Origin of the sequence: Streptomyces sp. NPDC023838 (assembly GCF_040639555.1) — a bacterium.
Lineage (GTDB): Bacteria > Actinomycetota > Actinomycetes > Streptomycetales > Streptomycetaceae > Streptomyces.
This window is the reverse complement of the sequence record NZ_JBFAAD010000010.1, coordinates 46,853-69,767: the sequence shown is the minus strand read 5'-3', so window position 1 is coordinate 69,767 and position 22,915 is coordinate 46,853. Positions and strand designations below refer to the sequence as shown.

Sequence of the window (22,915 nt, the reverse complement as noted above, 5' to 3'; positions counted from 1 at the left end):
CTGGGTCGCTGGGTTTTCTGATTCCGTTGCGACTCAGTTCTAACAAAGGCCACTGACACCGCAGCCGGCGGCCGGTCACACCGCCCCGTGGCACTCCGAATACCCCACCCCCGACCCACACCAACACCCCTCCCCCCGCCGAGGCGGCCAAGCCACCGCTCGGCCTCGGGCTGCCAGGGTCGTGGCGTACTGGGGGAGGAGGTCCGCGTTTGAGGGGGACGAGGACTCGGAGGCTGCGAAGGCCTCGTAGGACGGGACCGTGCCCGTGACGATGCCCAGGTTCGCCGTGCCCGTCGCCGACAGTTCGCGCAGGGACGCCTCGATGTCCAGGAGGTGGGCCGCGTGAGTGGGGTACTCCGTGGCCAGGGAGGGGTAGGCCGCGAGGAGCTCGTCCAGTTCGGGGGCCGGCCAGTGCAGGACCGCCACCGGGAACGGGCGCGAGAGGGCCGCTCGGTACGTGCCCAACTCCGAGCGCAGGCGCGCCAGTTCCGCCTTCAGCTCCGCCGGGTCGTCCGAGCCCAGGGACCACAGGCGCTTGGGGTCGTGGAGTTCGTCCAGGGTGATCTCGGCGCGGTGGAGGCGGTCCGCGAGTTCGTCCCAGGCGTCGTGGTCCAGGGCGAGCAGGCGGCGTACGCGGTGGCGGGCCGTGAGCAAGGACTGGGTGGGGTACGGGATGTCCGCCGTCGGGTCGTCGGCGGGGAGCAGGAGCGTGAGCGCCGTCGTCAGGGTCGCGTGCGCCGCGTCGAGCTCGTCGTGCGTCTCCAGCGTCTCCGCCACGATCTCCCACGGCGCCGGGTCCCGGGGCGCCGAGGCGCGGACGCCATCGATGATCGCCCGCGCCTCCGCCTCGTGCCCGTACTCCCAGAGGTTCGCGGCCTTGAAGGCCTTGATCAGGGCCGGGTGCTCGGGCTCCGCGGCGAGGAGGCGGTCGTAGAGCGTCGTGGCTCGCTCGCGGTCGCCGGCCAGCTCCAAGTGGGCCGCTGCCTGCAGGAGGAGCGGCTCGTGGTCCTCGGGATACTGCGTCGCGGTGCGCAGCAGACGCTCGGCTTCGGCGGCGTGATCCGTGTGATCGGCAGGCGTGTCGGGGCGCATGAGGGACACCGTACTGCTGTGCGGGGCCCAAGCGGAGGGGTGTTCCGGCCCTGGTGAGTTGACGGGGCAGCCCTTATGGTGCGCGCGTGCGGATACCGGTGGTGGTGCAGGGGCGCTCTCGGGGGCGGGTGATCCTGGCGCGCGCCGCCCGGGGGCGGGTGATCCTTGCGCCCGCCGCCCGCCGGTTCGTACGCGGAGCAGTACGGGGACCAATAGGGGGACCAGTACGGGGAGGAGTTCGGGGACCAGTACGGGGCGTCGTGCAGGGAGGTCCTCATGGCCGGCCCGCCCTGCGGCCCCTCGGCCGCGCCCTCTGGAGCGGCGCCGAAGCCGTCGTCACCCTCGGGCTCGTCCTCCTCCTGCTCGTCGCCCATCAGCTGTGGTGGACCAACCGCGAGGCCCGGCACGAGGCCCGGCAGACCGTACGGACGCTGGAGCGGGAGTGGGGCGGCCGGGGGGAGGGGAAGCGCGCGGAGGGGAAGCGCGCGGAGGGGAAGCGCGCGGAGGGGAAGCGCGCGGAGGCCGCGCCCGTCGGGGCTGCCGCCGGGCCTGCCACCACCCCGCACGCCCCGGCGCCCTCGGCGGCTCCCTCCGCAGAGCCTGCCCGCGAGAGCGACCCCGGTCCCGATCCCCGCCCCGACCTCGCCTACGCCGTCCTCCGCCTCCCCTCTCTCGGCGTCACCGCCCCCGTCGCCGAGGGGATCAGCAAGCACGGCGTCCTCGACAAGGGGTACGTCGGGCACTACGCCGGGACCGCGCAGCCCGGGCAGGCCGGGAACTTCGCTCTCGCCGGGCACCGCAACACCCATGGCGAGCCCTTCCGTCACCTCGACCGGCTGCGGGCCGGGGACCGGATCGTCGTCGAGACGCGGGACGCCGTTTTCACCTATCTGGTGGACAAGACTCTCCCCGAGACCTCCGCCCGGGACGGCGGAGTGATCGCACCCGTACCGCGCAGTGCCGTCCGTACGACGTACGGATACGGCGAGCGCGGGTACTACGTCACCCTCACCACCTGCACCCCCGAGTTCACCTCCCGGTACCGGCTCGTCGTGTGGGGCAGGCTCGCCTCGATGCGGCCGCGCTGAGCGGCAGGACGTGCGGCAGGACGTGCTGCGGGGCTCTCCCCGGCCGATTGTCCGAGCCGTCGTGTATAACGTCAGAAGAGTCAGGAGTCGGACACGCGTTTGGTGGGGGGAAGCATGATCGGCAACCGCACGGCGTCGGTGCGCTGCTCCTTCGGCCTGCTCCTCTTCCTCCTCGCCGAGCTGCTGCTCGTCAACGGCGGCACGCTCTCCGGCGCCGTCGCCCTGGCCGCCACCGCCGCGGCCGGCTCCGCCCTCGCCGTCTGCGCGCTGCTCGCCTCCCGCGCGGTGCCCAAGGTGCCGCGTACGCGCATACGCACCGCGATACGGGACCGTGAGCGGCGCACCGCGTTCCTGCCGCAGCGCGATCCCGATGCTTCCGGGCGCCCCAGGCCCCGAGCTCCCGGCCGCCTCGCCATGACGGCCGCGTAGGGCGGCAGCTCTTCCTGCCCGGGGCTTCATCTCGGGGGTTCCTTCTTGGATCTCCTTCTCGGATCTCCTTCCCGGGTCTCATTCCGGGGCCCCTTTCCGGGCTCCTGCGGGCTGCACCTCTTTCTCTCCGCCCTCCGCCGGGCCGTCACGCCGCTCTGTCCCGCGCGCGTACGCACCTCTGCCCTGCGCCCTGCGCCCTGCGCCTTGAGAGCCCTGTGCCCTGTGCCCTGTGCCCTGCGCCTTGAGCGCAGCCGCGTCCGCGCGCCCCCAGACGTGACTCCGGAGGCTTTCCATGTCCGTATTCGATGTGTTCCATGTGTTCGATGCATTCGCCGGTCTGGTCGAGCGCCTCGCCGACCTGGTCCAGCCGCTCTTCCACGACTCCGCGACCGCCGCCGCGATCGTGCTGTTCACCATGCTCGTACGGCTCGCCGTGCACCCCTTGTCCCGGCAGGCGGCCCGGGGGCAGCAGGCCCGCGCCAAGCTCCAGCCGCAGCTGGCCGAGCTGCGCAAGAAGCACGGCAAGGACCCCGAGCGGCTGCGCAAGGCGGTCGCGGAGCTGCACGCCGCGGAGAAGGTGTCGCCGTTCTCCGGGTGCCTGCCGAGCCTGTTCCAGCTGCCCGCCTTCTTCCTCCTCTACCAGCTGTTCTCGAACTCCGGCTTCGGTGGCGGGCACACGGCCCTGCTCGACCACACCCTGCTCTCCGCCCCGCTGCGCGGCCGCTGGGCGGACGCGCTCGGCGACGGCGGGCTCATAGGCGGCCAGGGCCTGGTCTACCTGGGCCTCTTCGTCTTCGTCGCCGCGGTCGCCACCTTCAACTACGGGCGTACGAAGCGTCAGCTCGCCACGCAGCCGCTGGTCCCGGCCGATCAGCAGGAGGGGGTGCCGGGGCTCGGCGCGATGACGAAGTTCATGCCGCTGATGTCGTTCGGCACGCTGATCACGGTGGCGGTGGTGCCGCTGGCGGCCGCGCTGTACGTGGTGACGAGCACGACGTGGTCGGCCCTGGAGCGTGCGTACCTGTACCGGGAGGCGGCTCAGGCGCCCGTGGTTACTACCGCGTAGCGGTCCGGTGTGTGAACAGGGTCTTGCAGAGTGGACATCGACCTTGGAGGATCGAACGATCCTTCCGATGGCCGCCACCCATCGGCCGGGCCAGGCTCGACCTAGGGAGACAGACCATGAAGCTGCTGCGCACAGGCACGGCGGGCAACGAGCGTCCCGCGCTGCTCGCCGCCGACGGGACCTTGCGGGATCTGTCCGGGCTCGTGGCGGACATCGACGGTGACCTGCTCGCCGACGAGTTCGCCCTGGACCGGATACGGGCGGCGGCCGACACCGGCGTGCTGCCCGCGCTGGACGCGGCCGGGGAGCGCGTCGGCCCGCCGGTCGCCCGGATCGGCAAGGTCGTCTGCATCGGGCTGAACTACCACGACCACGCCGCCGAGACCGGCGCGGCGATCCCCGCCGAGCCGGTCGTCTTCTTCAAGGCGGCGGACACGGTCGTCGGCCCGAACGACACGGTCCTGGTGCCCCGCAGGTCGGTGAAGACCGACTGGGAGGTCGAGCTCGCGATCGTCATCGGGCGCACGGCCCGCTATGTGGCCGACGACGAGGACCCGCTGGCGTACGTGGCGGGGTACGCGGTGTCGCACGACGTGTCCGAGCGTGAGTTCCAGATCGAGCGCGGCGGCACCTGGGACAAGGGCAAGAACTGCGAGACGTTCAACCCGCTGGGCCCCTGGCTGGTCACCCGCGACGAGATCCCGGACCCGCAGGCGCTGTCGCTGCGCCTGTGGGTCAACGGCGAGCTGAAGCAGAACGGCTCCACCGCGGACCAGATCTTCCCGGTCGCGGAGGTCGTCCGCTACGTGAGCCAGTTCATGACGCTGTACCCCGGCGACATCATCAACACCGGGACCCCGGCGGGCGTCGCGATGGGGCACCCGGAGCCGAAGCCGTATCTGCGGGCGGGGGATGTTGTAGAACTGGAGATCGAGGGGTTGGGGAGGCAGCGCCAAGCCCTCAAAGACGCTTAGGCTGGAGCCCCAGGGAGGGCACGATGACCGTTGCGCAGTCCGAAGTGGCGCTTGAGGAGTTCGAAGCGTTCGACGCTGCGGCGCCGGAGGGCTTCCACGTCGAGCTGATCAACGGGAGGGTGCTGGTGACTCCGGCTCCGGACGGTGACCACGACGAAAATGTCGTGTCCATCGGGCGCCAGATTCAGGCGCGTGAGCCCGCACTGCACATGTACCAGGGACGCGGTCTGGCCGTGCCCGCCTATAAGGCTGGTCGGGCACGCGTCGACGGCGCGGTCGCCCCGGTCGGGTACTTCCGGGGCCAGCCGTCCTGGTCGGACCCCTCGGGCGTCCTCCTCGTCGTCGAGGTCACGTCCGGGCGTGAGCCGGACGCCGAGGTCGACCGTGTCGATAAGCGTGACGCCTATGCTCAGGCCGGGTTCCCGGTGTATCTGCTGGTCGATCGCCATCGTGGCGAGGTCGTGGTGCACTGGGATCCTGAGGGCGGCAACTACCGGCACACGTCGACGGCCGCCTTCGGCGCGAAGCTCGCCCTGCCCGCGCCGTTCGGCTTCGACCTCGACACCTCCGAGCTCGCCTGACGGCTCAGTCCGCCGTCACAGTGCCACCTCCACCGTCACACCCTCGCGCGCCGACCTGCGTGCCGCCTCCAGGACGTCCAGCGCGGCCGCGGCCTCGTGTGCGGTGACCGGCGGCTCGCCGCCCTCGCGCAGGGCGGCGGCGATCGCCGTGTAGTACGCGGGGTAGTCGCCCGGCAGGGTCGGGGTCGGGCGGCCGCCGCCGGTCAGGGGGGACTCGCCGCAGCCGACGCGGCCCCACATCCCCTCCGGCTCCACGCCCCACGGCTCCCCCCGGGTGGGACGGTGGCCCTCGCGCAGGGCGGACTCCTGGGGGTCGAGGCCGTACTTCACGTAGCCCGCCGAGGAGCCCAGCACCCGGAAGCGGGGGCCGAGTTGGGCCGTCGTCGCGCTCACGTACAGATGCGAGCGCACACCGCCCGCGTGGGTGATCGCGATGAAGGTGTCGTCGTCGGCCTGGGCGCCCGGACGGCGTACGTCGGCCTCCGCGTACACCCGCAGCGCCGGGCCGAACAGGACCAGGGCCTGGTCGACGAGGTGGCTGCCGAGGTCGTACAGCAGGCCGCCGATCTCAGCCGGGTCCCCCGACTCGCGCCAGCCGCCCTTGGGGTGCGGGCGCCAGCGCTCGAAGCGGGACTCGAAGCGCTGGATCTCGCCGAGCTCGCCGGACGCCAGCAGCGCGCGCAGGGTCAGGAAGTCGTTGTCCCAGCGGCGGTTCTGGAAGACCGAGAGCAGCAGGCCGCGCTCCTCGGCGAGGGCGGCGAGGCCGCGCGCCTCGGCGGCCGTGCCCGCGAGCGGCTTGTCGACGACGACCGGGATCCCGGCCTTCAGGGCGTCGGTGGCGATCGGCACGTGCGTCTTGTTCGGGGAGGCGATGACGACGAGGTCGAGGCCGGCGTCGAAGAGCTCGTCCGGGGAGGCGGCGAACCGCAGCCCGTCGCCGTGCTCGGCACGGGCCTGCTCGCGGCGCTCGGGGCTGGACGTGACGACCGTGTCGAGGGTGAGCCCCTCGGTCGCGGCGATCAGCGGGGCGTGGAAGACGGACCCCGCCAGGCCGTAGCCCACGAGTCCGACGCGAAGGTCAGATCCGGCGCGGAGGTCCGATCCGACGCGGAAGCCAGTGTCCGTGTCCGTACGAGCGTTCATAGGCCCACTTAAGCAACGCTGTTGCCAAAGTGCAAGCGCAGGAGACAATGGGAGCGTGAACAGGAGTAACTCGGGAGCCAACCTGCCGGCCCTGCGCAGCCACAACGCCGCGCTGGTGCTCGATCTGCTGCGTACGGCCGGGGACGCCGGGATCAGCAGACTGGAGCTCGCCGAGCGGACCGGGCTCACCCCGCAAGCCGTCAGCAAGATCACCGCGCGGCTGCGGGCGGAGGGGACGGCGACCGAGGCGGGCCGTCGCGCCTCGACCGGCGGCAAGCCGCGCACGGTGCTCAAGCTGGTGCCGTCCGCCATGCACGCGATAGGGCTGCACCTCGACCGCGACGAGCTCACCGCGGTCCTGGTCGACCTGGCGGGCACGCTGGTCGGCGTGCGTACCGTGCCGCTCGACCTCGGCGCGGACCACGACACGGTGGTGCAGGCGGCGGCCGGGCAGGCCGAGGCGCTGATCGGGGGGCGCTCGATACTCGGCGTCGGCGTGGCCAGCCCCGGCCCGCTCGACCACCACACCGGGGTGCTCCACCGGGTCACCGGCTTCCCGCAGTGGAACGGCTTCCCGCTGCGCGACGCGCTCGCCGCCCGCCTGGGCCTGCCGGTCGTCCTCGACAAGGACACCAACGCCGCCGCCCTCGGCCTCGCCCTGCGCGGCCCGGCCGACTCCTTCGCCTACCTCCACCTCGGTACGGGCCTGGGCGCCGGCCTCGTCCTGGGCGGCACGCTGCTGCGCGGCTCGCGGACCGGCGCGGGCGAGTTCGGCCACCAGACGATCCTGCTCGGCGGCCCCGCCTGCGGCTGCGGCGCGCGCGGCTGCATCGAGGCGCTGTGCCTGTCGTCGGTGGCTCGCGGCGACATCGCGGCCGCCGCCCGCTTCCTGGGCGTCGGCGCCGCGAACCTCGTCGGCCTGCTGGACATCGACCGCGTCCTGCTCGGCGGCCGTACGGTCATGGGCGCGCCGCACGGTTTCGTACGGGGCGTACGCGCGGTCCTGGAGGAGCGGGCCCGCCGGGGCGGCGACGCGCGGGCGATCCCGGTCTCGGTGGCCCCGGGCGGCCCGCACGTGGTGGCGGAAGGGGCCGCGCGGCTGATCCTGGGGCCGGTGTTCGGGCATGGGGGTGCGGGCCTGGAGCGCGGGTACGGGGGTGGCTCTCTGGATGCTGCGGCCCGTTGACTGTTGACCCGTTGCCCCGTTGCCCCGTTGCCCCGTCCATCCGGTGGTCCGATATTGGGCTGATCGGGCGGACTTCCGGGGCCGTCGCGGTGGGGGCGGGCGTGGCAGGGGCGTGGCGTGGGTGTGGCCGTGGCAGGGTCCCGGAGCACGTACGCCCGCGAGCAGCAAAGGTCCCTCATGCGACTGCGCAACGCCCTCGCCATCTCAGTGACCGCGGCCACGGCGCTGGCCGGGACGTCAGCCGCGTCGGTCGCGTCGGCCGACGAGAGCGAGCCGCGCGGGGGGCGGCACGGGCACGCGTTGTTGTCCGCCGCGAACCAGCCCGTCTGCGGGGACCGGGCCGGTGCGGACTTCCCCGTGGACACGCGGATCCACGGCGGGCCCGCCGAGTACCACCCCGGCGGCGGGGCCCAGCTCTGGTACGTCGACCTCACCAACACCACCGCGCACACCTGCCGCAACATCCACCCCGTGGTCGTCCTCGTCGACCGGGACCGGACGCTCAAGGACTCCCAGGCCAAGATGGAGTTCTTCGACGCGGCGGCGGGGCGGCCGCACCCCGTCCCCTTCGAACGGACCGACGCGGACGAGCACATCGGGGTGTTCGACGACGGGTTTCCGGGGTTCGTGATCGGCGCGGGGGAGACCGTGACCGTGAAGGTCCGGCTCGGGTTCACCGCCGACACACGGCCGAACGAGGTCACGGCGAGTGCGGCGGTGGTGCAGCGGCGGGGGGACGACGGGCAGTGGGTCGGGGAGTCGGGGGGGTACCGGTTCGGGATCGGGCCGGAGGTGGTGGCGCCGCAGCTCGCGGGGTCGCCGGAGCTCGCGGGGTCGCCGGAGCCGGCGGGGGCGCCGGCGCTGGCGGATACGGGGCCGGGCTCGCCGTTCTCCCCGGCTGCCGGCGGCGCGGCGGTTCTTGGGGGTGCGGCGCTGGTCGTGGGGGCGCGACGGTTGCGGCGGCGGTGACGGTTCCCGTGGGGTGGGCGGGGTGCGCGGGTCGGCGGGACGGGTGCGGGGGTCGGCGGGGCGGGGCGCGGGCAGGGGGTTGCGCACGAACCCGCCGTCGCACGTGGACGCCTGGAAGGCGGCGACCGGCAGCTGAGCCACACTGCGGGTGATCGACCAGGTCAAGTTCCCGGCTTCCTGACTAGGCTGGGGGCGCCGGAGACGCACAGCGCGGTGCCCCGGCGCGCCCCCAGCAGTCGTCGCAGTGCACACCGCAGGAGAGTCCGCCCCATGGCAGAGCGCAAGCCGATCGAATCCTGGCTCACCGACATGGACGGTGTCCTCATTCACGAGGGCACGCCGATCCCGGGTGCGGACGCCTTCCTCACGGGGCTCAAGGAGTCGGGCAAGCCGTTCCTGGTCCTCACCAACAACTCCATCTACACCCCCCGCGACCTCCAGGCCCGCCTCGCCCGCATGGGCCTGCACGTGCCGGTCGAGAACATCTGGACGTCGGCGCTCGCCACCGCCAAGTTCCTGGACGACCAGCGGCCGGGCGGTACGGCGTACGTGATCGGGGAGGCGGGGCTGACCACCGCGCTGCACGACATCGGTTACGTCCTGACCGACCACGAGCCGGACTACGTGGTCCTGGGCGAGACCCGTACGTACAGCTTCGAGGCGCTCACCAAGGCGATCCGACTGATCAACGGCGGGGCGCGGTTCATCTGCACCAACCCGGACGAGACCGGGCCGTCCACCGAGGGCCCGCTGCCCGCGACCGGCGCGGTCGCCGCGCTGATCACCAAGGCGACCGGCAAGAAGCCGTACTTCGCGGGCAAGCCCAACCCGCTGATGATGCGGACCGGCCTGAACGCGATCGGCGCGCACTCGGAGACCAGCGCCATGATCGGCGACCGGATGGACACGGACGTCCTCGCGGGGCTCGAGGCGGGCATGCAGACGTTCCTGGTGCTGACCGGACTGACGCGGCCCGACGACGTCGAGAACTTCCCGTTCCGGCCGTCGAAGACCGTCGACTCGATCGCGGACCTGGTGAAGCTGATCTGAGCCGTACGGGTCAGTGCGCGCGGCCCCCGGGATGCGAAAACGCCCGGGGCGGGTGAATCTTCGTTACAGGAGGTTCACGATGCGTTTTCGACAGGTCACGCTCTGTGCGGCCGTTGCGGCCGCCACCGCCCTGATGCCCGTGTCCGCCGCCTTGGCGGAGTCCGAGCCGCACGGCTCACTGACGGTGACGCCGTCCACCATCGCTCCCGGCGGTGAGGTGGACCTGCGGGTCAGCGTGTGCGGCGGTCGGCAGGCCGTCGGGACCTCGGAGGCCTTCGTCTCGCAGGCGCAGTTCGCGCCGGCGGCGGACGGGGGCCTCTTCGCGCAGGCCCGCATCCGCTCGGACGCCCAGGCGCGCAGCTACGACATCTGGGTGAACTGCAAGGACAGCTCGGGCCAGGCCTCCGGCCGCGTCACGGTCGTCCACGGCGGCTCCGGCCACCATGACGGAAACCATGACGGAAACCATGACGGCAATCACGACGGAAACCATGACGGCCATCACGACGGCAATCACGACGGCAACCACCATCCGGACGAGCATCCCGACCACCACGCCACCCCGCACGCCCCCGTCCACGCGGGCGGCGGCGGTGCCGCCCAGCTCGCGGACCGGCAGGCCACCGAGCAGGGCCCGGGCACCCGGCACGCGGTGATCGGCCTGGCCCTGGCGGCGGTGGCGGCGGTCGCGGTGGCGGGCCGCAGCGTGCGGCGCCGGCGCCGCAGCGACTGAGAAGACCAGCGCGATGTCCTCCGAGCACACATCCGGCACCGGACGACTGCTGACCGGGGTGGCGTGGGCCGTCCTGCTGCTCGGCCTGTGGCTGTGGGGCCGCGAGGCCACCGACGGCCCCGGCAGCAGTTCGGCGCCCACCACGGGTGACGTGGCGGCCGTGGGGCGCCCGCTGGGCGTACCCCTGCCGCCCGCGCACGCCCCGGTGGCGGCGGCGGCGCCCCAGCGCGTCGAGATCCCTTCCATAGGCGTGGCCGCGCCCGTCGTGCCGCGCGGCCTCGACACCTCGGGCGCGGTCGACCCGCCGCCGTACGACCGGCCGGGCACGGTCGGCTGGTTCAGCACCGGGACCCAGCCCGGCGGCCCGGGCGCGGCGCTGTTCGTCGGCCACGTCGACACCGAGAGCAAGCCCGCCGTCTTCTACGGCCTCAGCGCCACCCGCCCCGGCCAGAAGGTACGGGTGACCAGGACCGACGGGTCGGTCGCCGAGTTCACCATCGACGACGTGCAGGTCTTCGGGCGGGACCGGTTCGACGCGCACAAGGTGTACGGGGCGCGCGAGGCGGGACGCGCGGAGCTGCGGCTGATCACCTGCGGGGGCACCTACGACCGCAAGGCGCGGACGTACACGGCGAACGTGGTGGTGTCGGCGTATCTGACGGATGTACGTCCGGGGGCCGTGGCCGTACGTCAGCCGGCAGAGCCCAAGTCCTGAGCGGGCGGCGGGCCATGAGTGGGCGGCGGGCCGTGGGCGGGTGGTCGTGGGCGGGCGGGAGCACCGCGGGGGCGCTCCCGTAACCTGGCCCGGCCGATGGCCCGCTCCCCCCGGAGCCGCCGGCCGGGCCGGTCCTCGACCGTGGGCGCACGGGCTGCGGGAGAAGCCCGGCACCTCCACGGGAGGTTCGATGGGGCCCGCGTCGAATTGCGGCCGGAACTGGGGCCGATGCGACCACTGTAGAACCGGTGTGCGCTTTCGGCCTAGGGCTGGATAACGCCAAGTCGCCTTCCGTGCGCGCTCGGTGGGGACGCGATCGTGGGAGGGGGCGCGGGTGTGCCACGATTGATCGGGGGAAGCGTCCGGGAAAGCGTGGTTGAGGGGGTCGGATGTTCCGGAGTGGTGCGCGGTCGGGCGCGGTCGGTGTGGCGCTGGCCGCAGTGGGGGCGGCGCTGCTGCTGACGTCCTGCTCGTCGTCGGACGGGGACGGGAAGCCGCAGGTGGCGCAGCAGCCCAAGGCGGCCGACCCGTTCTGGGTCAACCCGGACGGCAACGCGGCGCGCCAGGCCGCCGCGTACCGCAAGAGCGGTGACGACGACAAGGCGGCGCTCGTCGGCCGGATCGCCGAGCAACCGGTCGGGGAGTGGATCGGCCCGGAGAACCCGGAGTCGGAGGCGAAGGGCTTCACCGAGGCGGCGAAGAAGGCGGACCGCACGGCGCTGCTCGTGCTCTACAACATCCCGCACCGCGACTGCGGCCAGTTCTCCAAGGGCGGCGCGGCGGACGGCGACGCGTACCGGGCGTGGGTGGACAAGGTGGCGCGGGGCATCGGGGACCGGGGCGCCACGGTGGTCCTGGAGCCGGACGCGGTGCTGCACCTGGTGGACGGCTGCACCCCGGCGCGGTTCGCGGAGGAGCGGTACGACCTGCTGAAGAAGGCGGTCGAGCGGCTGAAGCGGCAGCCCGGCGTGAAGGTGTACATCGACGCGGGCAACGCGGGGTGGCAGCAGCCGGACGCGCTGGACGAGCCGCTGCGGCGGGCCGGCGCGGACCTCGCCGACGGCTTCGCCGTCAACGTCTCCAACTTCCAGACGACGGCGGCCAGTGCGGACTTCGGCCGCAAGCTCTCCGCGAAGCTCTCCGGCAAACACTTCGTGATCGACACGAGCCGCAACGGGAACGGCCCCTACGCGGGCGGCGACCCGAAGGAGACCTGGTGCAACCCGCCGGGCCGGGCGCTGGGCGAACGCCCGACGACGAAGACGGGTGACGCGCTGGTGGACGCGTATCTGTGGGTGAAGCGGCCCGGGGAGTCGGACGGGGGCTGCAAGGGGGGCCCGAAGGCGGGGGAGTGGTGGGCGGAGTACGCGCTGGGGCTGGCGCGCAACACGAAGTAGCCCCTCCCCGCCCCTTCCCGAAAGCCCTGGGCGCCCGCGCGCTTTCAGGGAACCGGAGTCGGGGGCGGGGAGGCCCGGACCGCCCTACGGGATCTCCACCCACACCCCCCGCGACGGCACACCCTCCCCGTCCGTCACGAACAGCATGTACCACCCCGGCGGGACCAGGTTGCGGCTCTTGGGGACCGTGACCCGGACCCCGTCCGCCGTCCTCGTCACGTCCAGCGCGATCGAGCGCTGGTCGATGTCCGTGACGTGCGTCGTCGCGCTCGGGCGGATCAGCCGGGCCGTCTTCACGGCCGCCGCGTCCTTGGACCTGAAGACCCCGCTCCCGCCCAGGGGAAGGGACTTGGGCCCCTCCCCGAGCTCCGGCCGCTTGCCGTCGCCCTTGTAGAGGTACGGCGGCGTGTAGATCTCGATGCGCTGCTCGAACACACCCGGCTTCGTGTCGTCCTTGTCCGCGAACAGCGAGTCCCCGCCGAACGTCACGACCCGCCCGTCGGGCAGCAGGATCGACCCGGAGTGGTAGTTGCGCCCGACCTCCGGATCCGCGACCCGCCGCATCGTGCCCGTCTTCGCGTCGTAGATCCGCGCCTGGTGGAGGTTGGAGCCGCCCCGGCCCCGGTAGTCCTTGGAGCCGCCGCTGATCAGCATCGTGTCGTCGGGCAGCACCGAGGTCTCCGGGTAGCGCGTCCCGTCCGACAGCGAAGGGCCGTCCTTGAAGGCCGGGTTGGGGTCCTTGAGATCCACGATCCGGGTCTTCTTGGAGGACTTGGCCGACTCGCCGACCCCGCCCCCGCCGATCACCATGTACTTCTCGTCCTGCGCCGGCGGCAGCAGCACCGTCCCGGACGTCTCCATCTCGCCCGGGTCGCTCAGCCCCGGGATCTTGGTGAACTTGTTCGTGGCGAAGTCCCAGATGCCCGGGTCACGGCCGACGTTGTCCGGCCCGTACCCCGCGTTCGACCCCGAGTAGAACAGCTTGCCGTTCTGGAGCAGGAACACCGCCGGGTAGGTCGGGAACTGCATGATCCCCTTGGTGTACGTCCACTTCTTCGTCTTCGGGTCGTACACCTCGTTCTTGCCCGGCACCAGCTGCCCGATGTCGTCCAGCCCCGACAGGGCCAGCACCTTGCCGTCGGAGAGCGTCGTCAGCGTCGGATACCAGCGGGCCTCGTTCATCGGGTCGACGGTGATGTACCGCTCGGCCACCGGGTCGAACTCGTACGCGTCCCTGATCCCCTGGAAGTCCTTCTTGTCCAGGGCGAGCTTCTGCGCGATGCCGTAGACGTTACGGGCGTCGGAGCCGGTGAGGCCCTGGACGCGGTAGTTGTCCTCGGTGCCGGTCTCGTGCTCGGTGCCGGACTCCTCCGCCTCGACGTAGATCCGCCCCAGCCCGGCCTCGGTGCGCAGGAACCTGCCGGTCTTCTTGTCGAAGACCTTCTTGGCGCGCTGGACCAGCACCGGGTCCTTGGAGACGAACGTCTTGCCGTTGGACTTGCCGGTGAACCGGGTGCCCGCGGGCAGCGTGATCGGCTTGTCCGGGTCCTCGTTGTGGACGATCAGCAGGCCGCCGGCCTTGGTGACGTCGCCCTTGAGCTTCTCGTACCGCTTGGTGCCGCCCGCGATCAGCAGATTGCCGTCGGCCAGCTGGGTGTGGCCGGTGCAGAACAGGTCGTTGGGCGTGGGGATCTTCTTGAAGGTGTTCTTCTCCGGGTCCCACAGCACCGTGTCGAACTTCTTCGCGTCGAAGTTCTTGGCGTTGTTGCCCGACCCGGCGACCAGCAGGACCTTGCCGGTGTGCAGCAGCGCCGCGTGGATCGTGTTGAGCCGGAACTCCTTGGGCATGGAGACCAGGTCCCAGTGGCCGTTCTCCGCCTTGTACCCCGCCTGGTTGATCTTGTAGTCGTGGTACTGGTCCGAGGAGAACCGGTACAGCCAGGGCCCGTTGGCGCCCGCGAGCGCGACGACCACCGCCGTACCGATCGCCCAGCGGCGGGTACGGCGGGTCGGACGGTATCTCATGGCTTACGTCCCCCAAGGGCGATCTGCACGGTCTGGTCGGCGGGCTCGCCGCTCTCGTCGGCGCCGCTCTCGTCGGCGGCGGGCCGCGCGGAAGGGGGCTGCGCGGGAGCGGGCGGCACGGCACCGGGCTGTCGTGGCCCGGTCTGCGGCGCCTCCGGCGTCCACTGCGGCCGCTCCTGCTGGTGCGGGCCGGACGGCGGGCCCGCCGGCGGGCCCGAGGGCGCGCCCGAGCGCCGGCGCTTGCCCCGCTCCTTCTTCTCCGCCCGTACGGTCCACTGCCAGCCGATGATCGGCGCGGCCGTGATCAGCAGGGCCAGGGCGGCCCAGGTGATCATCGCGGGGTGGCTGTGGCCGTTGAAGAACGACGAGACCAGCGAGCCGCCGAACAGGGCGATGAAGAAGAGGTGGATGCGGAAGGTGCCGAAGAGGGTGTCCGGGCTGGACGAGTCGCCCTTGGGGGTCACCACGAAGGAGCTCTTGCGGCGCAGTACGGCGTCCATCAGCGAGCGCGCGTAGATGGGCGCGGAGAGCGCCGACATCACCATGCCGGCCACTCCGCCGGAGCCCTCCGGCTCGTGCGGCGAGACGTTGTGGCGCCGGTTCCAGATGTAGAGCCCGACCTGGAGAGCCGAGGCGTTGCCGTACAGCATCATCCACACGACCGGGTCGATCTGCACACCGGAGGCGCCGAGCCCGAGGAACAGGGCGCAGCTGAGCGCCGCCAGGATCCAGTTGAGGGCCGACATCGGGTAGAAGATGATCATCATTGTGTAGTTGAAGAGCTTGCCGAAGGGCAGGGTGCCGAAGCCCTTCCAGTACTGCTTGAGGATCGTCTCGTACGTGCCTCTGGACCAGCGCAGCTGCTGGGTGAAGAAGTCGGTCCAGGCGGTCGGGCCCTCGCCGACGGCGAGCACGTCCGGGGTGTAGACCGAGCGCCATTTGTTGCCCGTCGCCGGGTTGGCGTGGCGGTGCATCTCGAAGCCGGTCGCCATGTCCTCGGTGATCGAGTCGTACAGACCGCCGATCTGCTTCAGGGCGCTGATGCGCACGGCGTTGGAGGTGCCGACGAACATGGGCGCGCCGTACCTGTTGCCGGCCCGCTGGATCAGCGCGTGGAAGAGGAACTGCTGGGACTCGGCTGCCTTGGTGACGAAGGTGTCGTAGTTGCCGTAGACCTGCGGGCCGATGACGAAGCCGACGTCCGGGTCGCGGAAGTAACCGAGCATCCGCTCCAGGTAGTTGGGCAGCGGCACGTGGTCGGTGTCGACGGAGGCGAAGAAGTCGTAGTCGCCGCCGTGCGCCTCCAGCCAGGCGTTGTAGTTGCCGTGCTTGGTCTTGGCGCGGTGCGGGCCCTTGGGCTGGTTCCAGCGCGCGACGCCCTTGCGGGAGAAGTGGTGCACGCCCAGGCGCGCGCACACCTCCTTGACCGCCGGGTCGTCGCCCTCGTCGAGCAGCCAGACGTGCATCAGGCCGCGGTGGCGGATGCGGACCGCGGCCTCCAGGGTCTTGGTCACCATCTCCAGCGGCTCCTTGCCGGGCACGAAGGAGGTGAGGAAGGCGACCTTGGTGCCGGTCTCGGGCACCACGGGGACGGGGTCGCGCGCGACCAGCGTGGCGTGCGCGTTGGACAGCACGTTCATCGTCCGGAAGAGCTCGATCAGACCGATCGAGACCAGCATGACGATGTCCAGGACCAGCAGGGACTGTGAGGCGTGGTCGCGCTTGGTCCAGTGCTCGGGCTGCATCAGCCAGGCGAACAGGCCGAGCGAGACCAGCGGGGCCGCGCAGAGCAGCAGGGCCGCGCGTATCCGGTGCGGCTCCTGCGAGAGGAGCGAGCGGTAGGCCACGCGGTACGGCTTGGACGGGTCGGGCTGGGTGAGCGGGCCGGCCAGTCTGCTGTAGTGCTCGTAGTCGTAGCGCGGCAGCGACTTCTTCAGCCGCTGCCGGGCCCCGGGCCGCAGATGCGGCGGGATCCGGAGCTGAGTGGTCTGGGACGGGTCGTCGTGGTGCCGGGCGCCGGTCGGCGTCGACGTCATGAGTCATCCCCCCGCACGCAAAGGTCGGCTTGCGTGTGTCGTTGTTCCGTCGTCCGCGTCGGTCCCCCTCGACCCCGCGGACGTACTGATGGTCGGTCAAGGGGTGGGCCACACCCCTTGATCCAGACATGGGAGGAGGCCCTTCCGGTTGCATGATGCCTCCATCGGCACCGGTTCATGAACGGGGCCCCCACCCCGCGGTCGGCGCAACCGGGACATTCCCCTCCGAACCGCACGCGCGGCCTCCAACTCATGGAGCCGCACACCCCCTTGGGACCGATGGTCCCCAGCCAGGTTTCTACGCCCGGCGGCTTGATCGCAAGGGTGAAACGAGGTGTTTACCGGTCATAGGCGGGCTTTACGGGGCGCTTGTGCAGGGCGTGCGGATTTTGGGCGGGGCTCCCGTGGAAGTGTTGCGCGCCGTACGGCGCGGGAGGCGCTGGCGCACGCCCCGGAACGACCACAGTCCCCTCACCGATGGTGAGGGGACTGTGGCTGTCTGTGCGCCGCCAGGGACTCGAACCCCGGACCCGCTGATTAAGAGTCAGCTGCTCTAACCAACTGAGCTAGCGGCGCCTGCTGACACCGAGAACTCTACCGGACTCGGAAGGGTGGTTCTGACCAGCGGCACGCGGTGAGATGTTCGTTTCATCCGTTTTGATCCGTCACAATGCGATATGGGTGGACGGTTGGAAAGCTGTGGCCCGTGCAGAAGCGCAGAAAAGATCTTCAACGACCACAAGACCGACGGCTACGAGACCACCGAGAGCGGCAGGTGACGCCCATGACGGTGCCGGTGTTCGAGGAGTACGAGCCGGCGGGCGCGTGCGGGTGCGCCGGGTGCGCGGACCGGCGGCGGACGGCCGCCCTGCCGCTGCGCGCCGGGGGCCACCCGGCCGCCCACGGTGCCCGCCGCGCGCTGGTGCTCGCGACCGCGGCGAGCGTGGTCCTCGGCGCCGGAACCGCGGCCGCGACCGCGAAGCCGCCGGCACCGGGCACCGGGCACGACCGGGTCGCCGGAGGAGGCGACGGCGTCGGCCTGGACACCGGGCCCGTCACCGAGCAGGGGGTCGTCGGCGGGCTGCACGGGAGCGGCCCCCTGCCCCCCGAGGGGCTGGCGCCGCGCAAGCTCCAGCCGATGACCCGGGCCGACATCATCAACCGGGCCAAGAAGTGGGTGACCGCACAGGTCCCGTACAGCATGGAGAAGTACTGGTCGGACGGGTACCGGCAGGACTGCTCCGGGTTCGTCTCGATGGCCTGGAACCTCGGCACCAACGAGTGGACCGGCAGCCTGGGCAGCTTCTCGGTGCGGATCACCAAGGAGGAGCTCCAGCCCGGCGACATCCTGCTCTTTCACAACCCCGCCAACCCGACCCGCGGCTCGCACGTGGTGCTCTTCGGCGGCTGGACGGACTACACGCACACCTATTACGTCGCGTACGAGCAGACGCCCCCGCTCGCCCGGAAGCAGCCCACGCCGTACGCGTACTGGAGCAACTCCGCGCGCTATCTGCCCTACCGGTACAAGGGCGTCAGCCCCGGCGCCGACGGCCTCGTCGTCGAGCCGCCCGTCCAGGCGGCGGCCGCCGTGCAGTTCCCGGGCGTGGGCGCGTTCGGGCCGGGCGCCAACAACGCGTACGTCACCCGCCTCGGCCAGATGCTGGTGGCGCGCGGCGGCAAGCGCTTCTACACCCAGGGCCCCGGCCCGCGCTGGAGCGAGGCGGACCGCAGGGCGACCGAGGCCTTCCAGCGCGCCCAGGGCTGGACCGGCAGCGGCGCCAAGGGCCTGCCGGACGTCCAGACCTGGAGCCTGCTGGTGCGGGGCGCGGGCAAGGACATCCCGCCCGCGGCCGGGGTGACGGGGGGTCTGACGGCGGCAGTGGCAACCACCCCGCCCCAGCCGCAGCCCCAGCCCGCGGTGGCTCAGGTGCCGGCGGCCCAGGCCCCGGTGGCTCAGGTGCCTGCGGCTGCGACCTCGACGGTGGTTCCGGCCGTGACGGCCCCGGTCCCGACGGCCCCGGCCGTGACGGCCTCGGTCCCGACGGCCCCGATTCCCACGGCCCCGACCCCCACCGCGCCGACTCCCGCCGCGCCGGTCCCGGTGGCTCAGCCCCCCGTGGTCCAGGTGCCTACGGCCTCGACTCCCACGCCTCCGACCTCGGCGGTTCAGCCCTCTGCACCTCAAGCCCCTGTGCCCCAGGCCCCCGTGCCCCAGCCCCCGGCGTCCCCGCCCCTCGCGCCCTCCGTGCAAGGCGCGCCCGGGCCCTTGGGTGTTCCCAGTGGGCCGACCGCCGCCGGTCAGGCGGGGTGGGGGCGGGTGCCCGGCTATCCCGGCAGGGCGTACTTCCGGCCCGGCCAGTCCAGTGCGTACGTGACCGAGCTCGGGCGGGCGCTCCTGCGGAAGGGGTTCGGGCGGTACTACACCTCCGGGCCCGGCCCGCGCTGGAGCGAGGCCGACCGGCGCAACGTCGAGGCGTTCCAGCGCGCCCAGGGTTGGCGCGGTGGCGCGGCCGACGGCTACCCCGGCCCCGAGACCTGGCGGCGGCTCTTCCCCGAGCTCCCTCCCCCAAGCTCTCGACTTCGTTCGGGCAGGGAGGGACCCCCACCGTTCGAGCAGGGAAGACCCCGATCATGACGGAGGCATGGATGCAGACGACAGCGGATCCCGCGCCCACCCCGGAGGAGGGCGTTCCGCGCCCCGGCGGGGGACGCCGGATCGCGGTGATCAGGGGCGAGTCCACCGCCGAGATCCCGGTGCACCTGCTGTTCCGGGACGACACCCGGCCCACTCCCGTGGTGGCGCAGCCGGGTCCGCAGCCGGGTCCGAAGCCGGGTCCGAAGCCGGGCCCCGCCGCCCCGGCCAGCCGCCCGGCACGGCCGGTGCCGGTGCCGGTGCCCGTACGGCCCGCCACGCCCGGCGACCCCGCGCTCGTGGAGCGGCCCGGGGCCGTGGTGCCGGGGGCGGTGGCCGTCGCGGCCGGGCTGGCCGCGCTCGCGGGGTGCGCGGCCTTGGTCTGGTCGGCCGGGCTGCTCCCGGCGGCGGTGACGGACGCGCTGCGGCTGCCCTCGTACCCGTACACCGGTGGGCACGGCGCCATGAGCCCGGCGCGCTGGGCGCTGCTCCTGCTCGGCATGGCCCTCGCGGTCGTCTGCTTCGGCGGGCTCGGGCGCGGCCGCGTCGGGTGCGCCTGGGTGCTCTCGCTCTGCGGCGAGTACCGGGGGAGCGTACGGCGCACGGGGCTGGTGTGGATGAGCCCGCTGCTGCTGCGCCGCCGCGTCGACGTACGGCTGCGGCACTGGCGCAGTGAGCCGATGCCCGCGGTCGACGCGGACGGCACGGCGCTGCGGGCCGTGGTGCTCGTGGTGTGGCGGATCAAGGACACCGCGCGGGCGGTCCTGGCCGTCGAGGACCACGTGGTCTATCTGCGCGACCAGGTGGAGGCGGCGACGGCCCGGGTGCTCTCGCAGCTCCCGGCCGACGCCTTCCACGAGGACACGCCGACCCTGCGCGACGCGGAGGCCGTCGGGGACGCGCTGACCCGGCTGCTGAAGGCGGAGGCGGAGCCGGTGGGGATCGAGGTGTACGCGGCCCAGCCCGTCCGGATCGAGTACGCGCCCGAGGTGGCGGCGGCGATGCGGCGGCGGCGGGTGGCCGCGCTCGACGCCCGGCACCGGGACGCGGTGCTGAGCTCGGTGGTGGACGCGGTCGACGACACGGTCGCCCGGCTCACCTCGCGCGGCCTGGTGGAGCTGGACGACTACGAGCGCAGGGTGCTGGTGAAGGACCTGACGGTGGCGTTCTACACGGGCAGGGGCGGGGCGGAGGGCGTCTGAACGTCAGGGAGTTGGCGGGGCCCAAGCCGTTGGAGGTCAGGGAGCGGTGGAGCCCGGGCCGCTGAACGTACGGGAGTGGCGGGGCGCAGGCCGCGTTGCGATTGGTCTGGACATGCTCAACTGGCGGGAATAGCCTGTGAGTTGGTCCAGACCAGATGGCACGCGTGCGCCACGGCCCCAGAACTCCCCCACGTTCTCCAGGAGCGTCAGCATGCGAAAGAAGAAGCTGGGCGCGGCCGTGGTCGCGCTCGCGGCCGCGGGCACCTCCCTGCTCGCCACCTCCAGCGCGAGCAGTCACGGCTACACCGACCAGCCCCTCAGCCGCCAGAAGGTGTGCGCCAACGGCACGGTCCAGAACTGCGGCGAGATCATCTGGGAGCCGCAGTCGGTCGAGGGGCCCAAGGGCTTCCCGGCCGCGGGCCCTGCCGACGGAACGCTCTGCGCGGGCGGCAACAGCCGGTTCGCCCAGCTGGACGACCCGCGCGGCGGCACCGGCTGGCCCACGACCAAGCTGACGGCAGGTCAGACGTACACCTTCCGCTGGCAGTTCACGGCCCGGCACGCCACCACGGACTTCCGGTACTACCTCACCAAGCAGGGCTGGAACCCAGCCCAGAAGCTCACCCGGGCCGCGCTGGACCCGCAGCCCTTCCTGACCGTCCCCTTCTACGGCAAGCAGCCGCCGCCCACGCTCTCCCACGACGGCACCATCCCCACGGGCAGAACCGGCCACCACCTGATCCTCGCGGTGTGGACGGTCGCGGACACGGGCAACGCGTTCTACGCGTGCTCGGACGTGCAGTTCTAGTCCGCTGGTCCTCTGACCCTCTGGTCCTCTGGTCCGCGACCGGCCCCCACCGGCGCGCGGACGACACACGAACGACCGCAGGGCGGGCTCACTCGGAGCCCGCCCTGCGGTCGCGTCCCACCGTGGCTCACGCCACCAGCTCGCCCTCCGGCTCGGGCGCCGGGGCCGGGGCCTGCGCCTTGGTGTTGCGCAGCAGAGCCACCGTCACGCCCGCCGTGACCAGGAGCAGCGCCGTCCCGCCGACCGCCGCGTACTGCATGCCGTGCACGAAGGCCTCCCGGGCCGTCGCCACCAGCGCGTGGTCGGCGCTCGCGACGGCCGCGCCGAGGGTCTCCCGGGCGGCCGGCGGGGCCGAGTCGGGCATGTCGGAGCGGTAGACCGCGGTGCCGACCGAGCCCAGGACCGCCATGCCGAGAGCGCCGCCGAACTCCTGCCCGGTCTCCAGGAGCGAGGCCGCCGAGCTGGCCTTCTCGGCCGGGGCCGACGCCAGGGCCATGTCCGACACCAGCGCCATCACCGCGACGATGCCGCTGGCGCTCACCGCGGCGCCGGTCAGCAGGAGCCAGAGGGAGTCGGTGCCGGTGCAGGCGAGGATGCCGTAGCCCACCGCGCCGATCACGAAGCCGGACGCGATGACCGGGCCCTTGCCGACCTTGGCGGCGATCGCGGTGGACGTCGGCGCCGCGATGCCCACCGCGAGCGAGGGGGCCATCGACCACAGGGCCGCCTCCATCGTGCCCATGCCGAGCACCGACTGGAGGTACTGCGTGGTGAAGTACGCCGAGCCCATCGTCGCGAAGGCGGCGACCGCGTTGAGCGAGATCCCGGCGCCGAAGACGCGGTCGCGGAAGAGCTCACGGCTGATCATCGCGTCCTTCTTGGTGCGCTGGCGGCGGACGAAGACCCAGCCGACCGCGAGGCCGCCGGCGACGAAGGCCAGCCGCGCCACGCTGAAGCCCTCGGCGGCGAACTCCTTGAGCCCGTAGACCACCGGCAGCACCGCGCCCATCGACAGCGGCACGCTCAGCAGGTCGAACTTCCCGGGCGCCGGGTCCTTGAACTCGGGGACCAGGAGCGGGACCAGGACGAGCAGCAGCAGCATCGCCGGCACGTTGATCAGGAAGACCGAGCCCCACCAGAAGTGCTCCAGCATCACACCGCTCATCACCGAGCCGAGCGCGATGCCGCCCGCCATGGCGCCGGACCAGATGCCGATGGCCTGGCCGCGCTGCTTGTCGTCGCGGAACATGCTGCGGACCAGGCCCATGGTGGAGGGCATCAGGGTCGCGCCGCCGACGCCGAGCAGGGCGCGGGCCGCGATGAGCATCTCGGCGCTGGTCGCGTACGCCGCCGTCACCGAGGCGAGGCCGAAGGCTGCCGCTCCGATAAGGAGCAGCTTGCGGCGCCCGATCCGGTCACCGAGCGAGCCCATCGTGATCAGCAGTCCGGCCAGCGCGAAGGCGTAGATGTCGAAGATCCACAGCTGCTGCGTGGCGCTCGGGTCCAGCTCGCGGGTGATGGAGGGGATCGCGAAGTAGAGGACGGAGACGTCCATCGAGACCAGGAGGAGCGGCAGTAGGAGGACGGCGAAGGCGGTCCACTCCTTGCGCCCGGCGCGGAGGTTCGTGCTCGGTGAGTGCGTCATGACAGGAACTGTACGGCTGTTTAATACGCCTGTCTAGAACGAATGTATAAGACATGCGTACGGCCCCTCCGGAGGGTCCGGAGGGGCCGTAACGCGCCCATGGGGGCACGGGGTTGTGACCGTGTGCGGCTCCGCCACGCG

General features: G+C 72.3%; 18 protein-coding genes, 1 tRNA gene and 1 pseudogene. 14 read left to right on the top strand and 6 right to left on the bottom strand.

Annotated elements, in window-relative coordinates; translation table 11 throughout:
- Positions 1-75: 75 nt before the first annotated feature.
- Complete coding sequence (locus tag AB0G17_RS15160; RefSeq protein ID WP_361381360.1) at positions 76-1,092, bottom strand: tetratricopeptide repeat protein; 1,017 nt, start codon at positions 1,090-1,092, stop codon at positions 76-78.
- A 260-nt stretch (positions 1,093-1,352) separates the two neighbouring features.
- On the opposite strand from AB0G17_RS15160, the gene AB0G17_RS15155 reads away from it, so the two are divergent.
- The 5 genes from AB0G17_RS15155 to AB0G17_RS15135 all read left to right on the top strand — a co-directional run bounded on the left by AB0G17_RS15155 (position 1,353) and on the right by AB0G17_RS15135 (position 5,230).
- Entirely contained in the window at positions 1,353-2,180 is an 828-nt protein-coding gene (locus AB0G17_RS15155; RefSeq protein WP_361381357.1) for a class E sortase, read from the top strand.
- Positions 2,181-2,294: 114 nt separating this feature from the next.
- A complete protein-coding gene (locus tag AB0G17_RS15150) occupies positions 2,295-2,609 on the top strand; it encodes a DUF6412 domain-containing protein (RefSeq protein ID WP_361381354.1) in 315 nt (104 codons plus the stop codon).
- A 292-nt stretch (positions 2,610-2,901) separates the two neighbouring features.
- On the top strand, positions 2,902-3,675 hold the full coding sequence (locus AB0G17_RS15145) for a YidC/Oxa1 family membrane protein insertase (RefSeq protein ID WP_361381351.1): 774 nt from the start codon (positions 2,902-2,904) through the stop codon (positions 3,673-3,675).
- A 116-nt stretch (positions 3,676-3,791) separates the two neighbouring features.
- Entirely contained in the window at positions 3,792-4,649 is an 858-nt protein-coding gene (locus AB0G17_RS15140; RefSeq protein WP_361381348.1) for a fumarylacetoacetate hydrolase family protein, read from the top strand.
- 23 nt (positions 4,650-4,672) lie between these two features.
- Positions 4,673-5,230 (top strand): Uma2 family endonuclease, encoded by a 558-nt coding sequence (locus AB0G17_RS15135; protein WP_361381345.1) that lies wholly within the window; start codon positions 4,673-4,675, stop codon positions 5,228-5,230.
- A gap of 15 nt (positions 5,231-5,245) precedes the next feature.
- On the opposite strand, the gene AB0G17_RS15130 is transcribed toward AB0G17_RS15135, so the two are convergent.
- On the bottom strand, positions 5,246-6,373 hold the full coding sequence (locus AB0G17_RS15130; RefSeq protein WP_361381342.1) for a Gfo/Idh/MocA family oxidoreductase: 1,128 nt from the start codon (positions 6,371-6,373) through the stop codon (positions 5,246-5,248).
- A 55-nt stretch (positions 6,374-6,428) separates the two neighbouring features.
- Between AB0G17_RS15130 and AB0G17_RS15125 the strand changes: the two genes are divergently transcribed.
- From AB0G17_RS15125 to AB0G17_RS15100, 6 genes are all read left to right on the top strand, one after another.
- On the top strand, positions 6,429-7,559 hold the full coding sequence (locus AB0G17_RS15125) for an ROK family transcriptional regulator (RefSeq protein ID WP_361381339.1): 1,131 nt from the start codon (positions 6,429-6,431) through the stop codon (positions 7,557-7,559).
- A 177-nt stretch (positions 7,560-7,736) separates the two neighbouring features.
- Positions 7,737-8,528 (top strand): hypothetical protein, encoded by a 792-nt coding sequence (locus AB0G17_RS15120; protein ID WP_361381336.1) that lies wholly within the window; start codon positions 7,737-7,739, stop codon positions 8,526-8,528.
- Between the two features lie 270 nt (positions 8,529-8,798).
- Positions 8,799-9,578, top strand: coding sequence for an HAD-IIA family hydrolase (locus tag AB0G17_RS15115; RefSeq protein ID WP_361381334.1), 780 nt, complete (start codon positions 8,799-8,801; stop codon positions 9,576-9,578).
- 79 nt (positions 9,579-9,657) lie between these two features.
- Positions 9,658-10,311 carry a hypothetical protein gene (locus tag AB0G17_RS15110; protein ID WP_361381331.1) on the top strand — a complete coding sequence of 218 codons (654 nt, stop codon included), beginning with the start codon at positions 9,658-9,660 and terminating at the stop codon, positions 10,309-10,311.
- A 13-nt stretch (positions 10,312-10,324) separates the two neighbouring features.
- Positions 10,325-11,026, top strand: coding sequence for a class F sortase (locus tag AB0G17_RS15105; RefSeq protein ID WP_361381328.1), 702 nt, complete (start codon positions 10,325-10,327; stop codon positions 11,024-11,026).
- A 389-nt stretch (positions 11,027-11,415) separates the two neighbouring features.
- Positions 11,416-12,423 (top strand): glycoside hydrolase family 6 protein, encoded by a 1,008-nt coding sequence (locus AB0G17_RS15100; RefSeq protein WP_361381325.1) that lies wholly within the window; start codon positions 11,416-11,418, stop codon positions 12,421-12,423.
- A gap of 84 nt (positions 12,424-12,507) precedes the next feature.
- On the opposite strand, the gene AB0G17_RS15095 is transcribed toward AB0G17_RS15100, so the two are convergent.
- The 3 genes from AB0G17_RS15095 to AB0G17_RS15085 all read right to left on the bottom strand — a co-directional run bounded on the left by AB0G17_RS15095 (position 12,508) and on the right by AB0G17_RS15085 (position 17,060).
- Positions 12,508-14,448, bottom strand: coding sequence for a kelch motif-containing protein (locus AB0G17_RS15095; RefSeq protein WP_361381322.1), 1,941 nt, complete (start codon positions 14,446-14,448; stop codon positions 12,508-12,510).
- On the bottom strand, positions 14,445-16,484 hold the full coding sequence (locus tag AB0G17_RS15090) for a cellulose synthase catalytic subunit (protein WP_361381319.1): 2,040 nt from the start codon (positions 16,482-16,484) through the stop codon (positions 14,445-14,447). Before AB0G17_RS15090 ends, AB0G17_RS15095 begins: the two co-directional genes overlap by 4 nt.
- 502 nt (positions 16,485-16,986) lie before the next feature.
- A tRNA-Lys gene (locus AB0G17_RS15085) sits at positions 16,987-17,060 on the bottom strand.
- A gap of 208 nt (positions 17,061-17,268) precedes the next feature.
- On the opposite strand from AB0G17_RS15085, the gene AB0G17_RS15080 reads away from it, so the two are divergent.
- From AB0G17_RS15080 to AB0G17_RS15070, 3 genes and pseudogenes are all read left to right on the top strand, one after another.
- Positions 17,269-19,122, top strand: a complete 1,854-nt coding sequence (locus AB0G17_RS15080; RefSeq protein ID WP_361381316.1) for a peptidoglycan-binding protein — start codon at positions 17,269-17,271, stop codon at positions 19,120-19,122.
- Between the two features lie 71 nt (positions 19,123-19,193).
- A pseudogene (locus AB0G17_RS15075) lies at positions 19,194-20,321 on the top strand (SPFH domain-containing protein); the annotation flags it as partial.
- Between the two features lie 211 nt (positions 20,322-20,532).
- Positions 20,533-21,129: a lytic polysaccharide monooxygenase auxiliary activity family 9 protein gene (locus tag AB0G17_RS15070; RefSeq protein ID WP_361381313.1), complete on the top strand. Its 597-nt coding sequence runs from the start codon at positions 20,533-20,535 to the stop codon at positions 21,127-21,129.
- 127 nt (positions 21,130-21,256) lie between these two features.
- Here the strand turns inward: AB0G17_RS15070 and AB0G17_RS15065 are convergent, their stop codons facing one another.
- Positions 21,257-22,774, bottom strand: coding sequence for an MFS transporter (locus AB0G17_RS15065; protein ID WP_361381310.1), 1,518 nt, complete (start codon positions 22,772-22,774; stop codon positions 21,257-21,259).
- Positions 22,775-22,915: the final 141 nt, after the last annotated feature.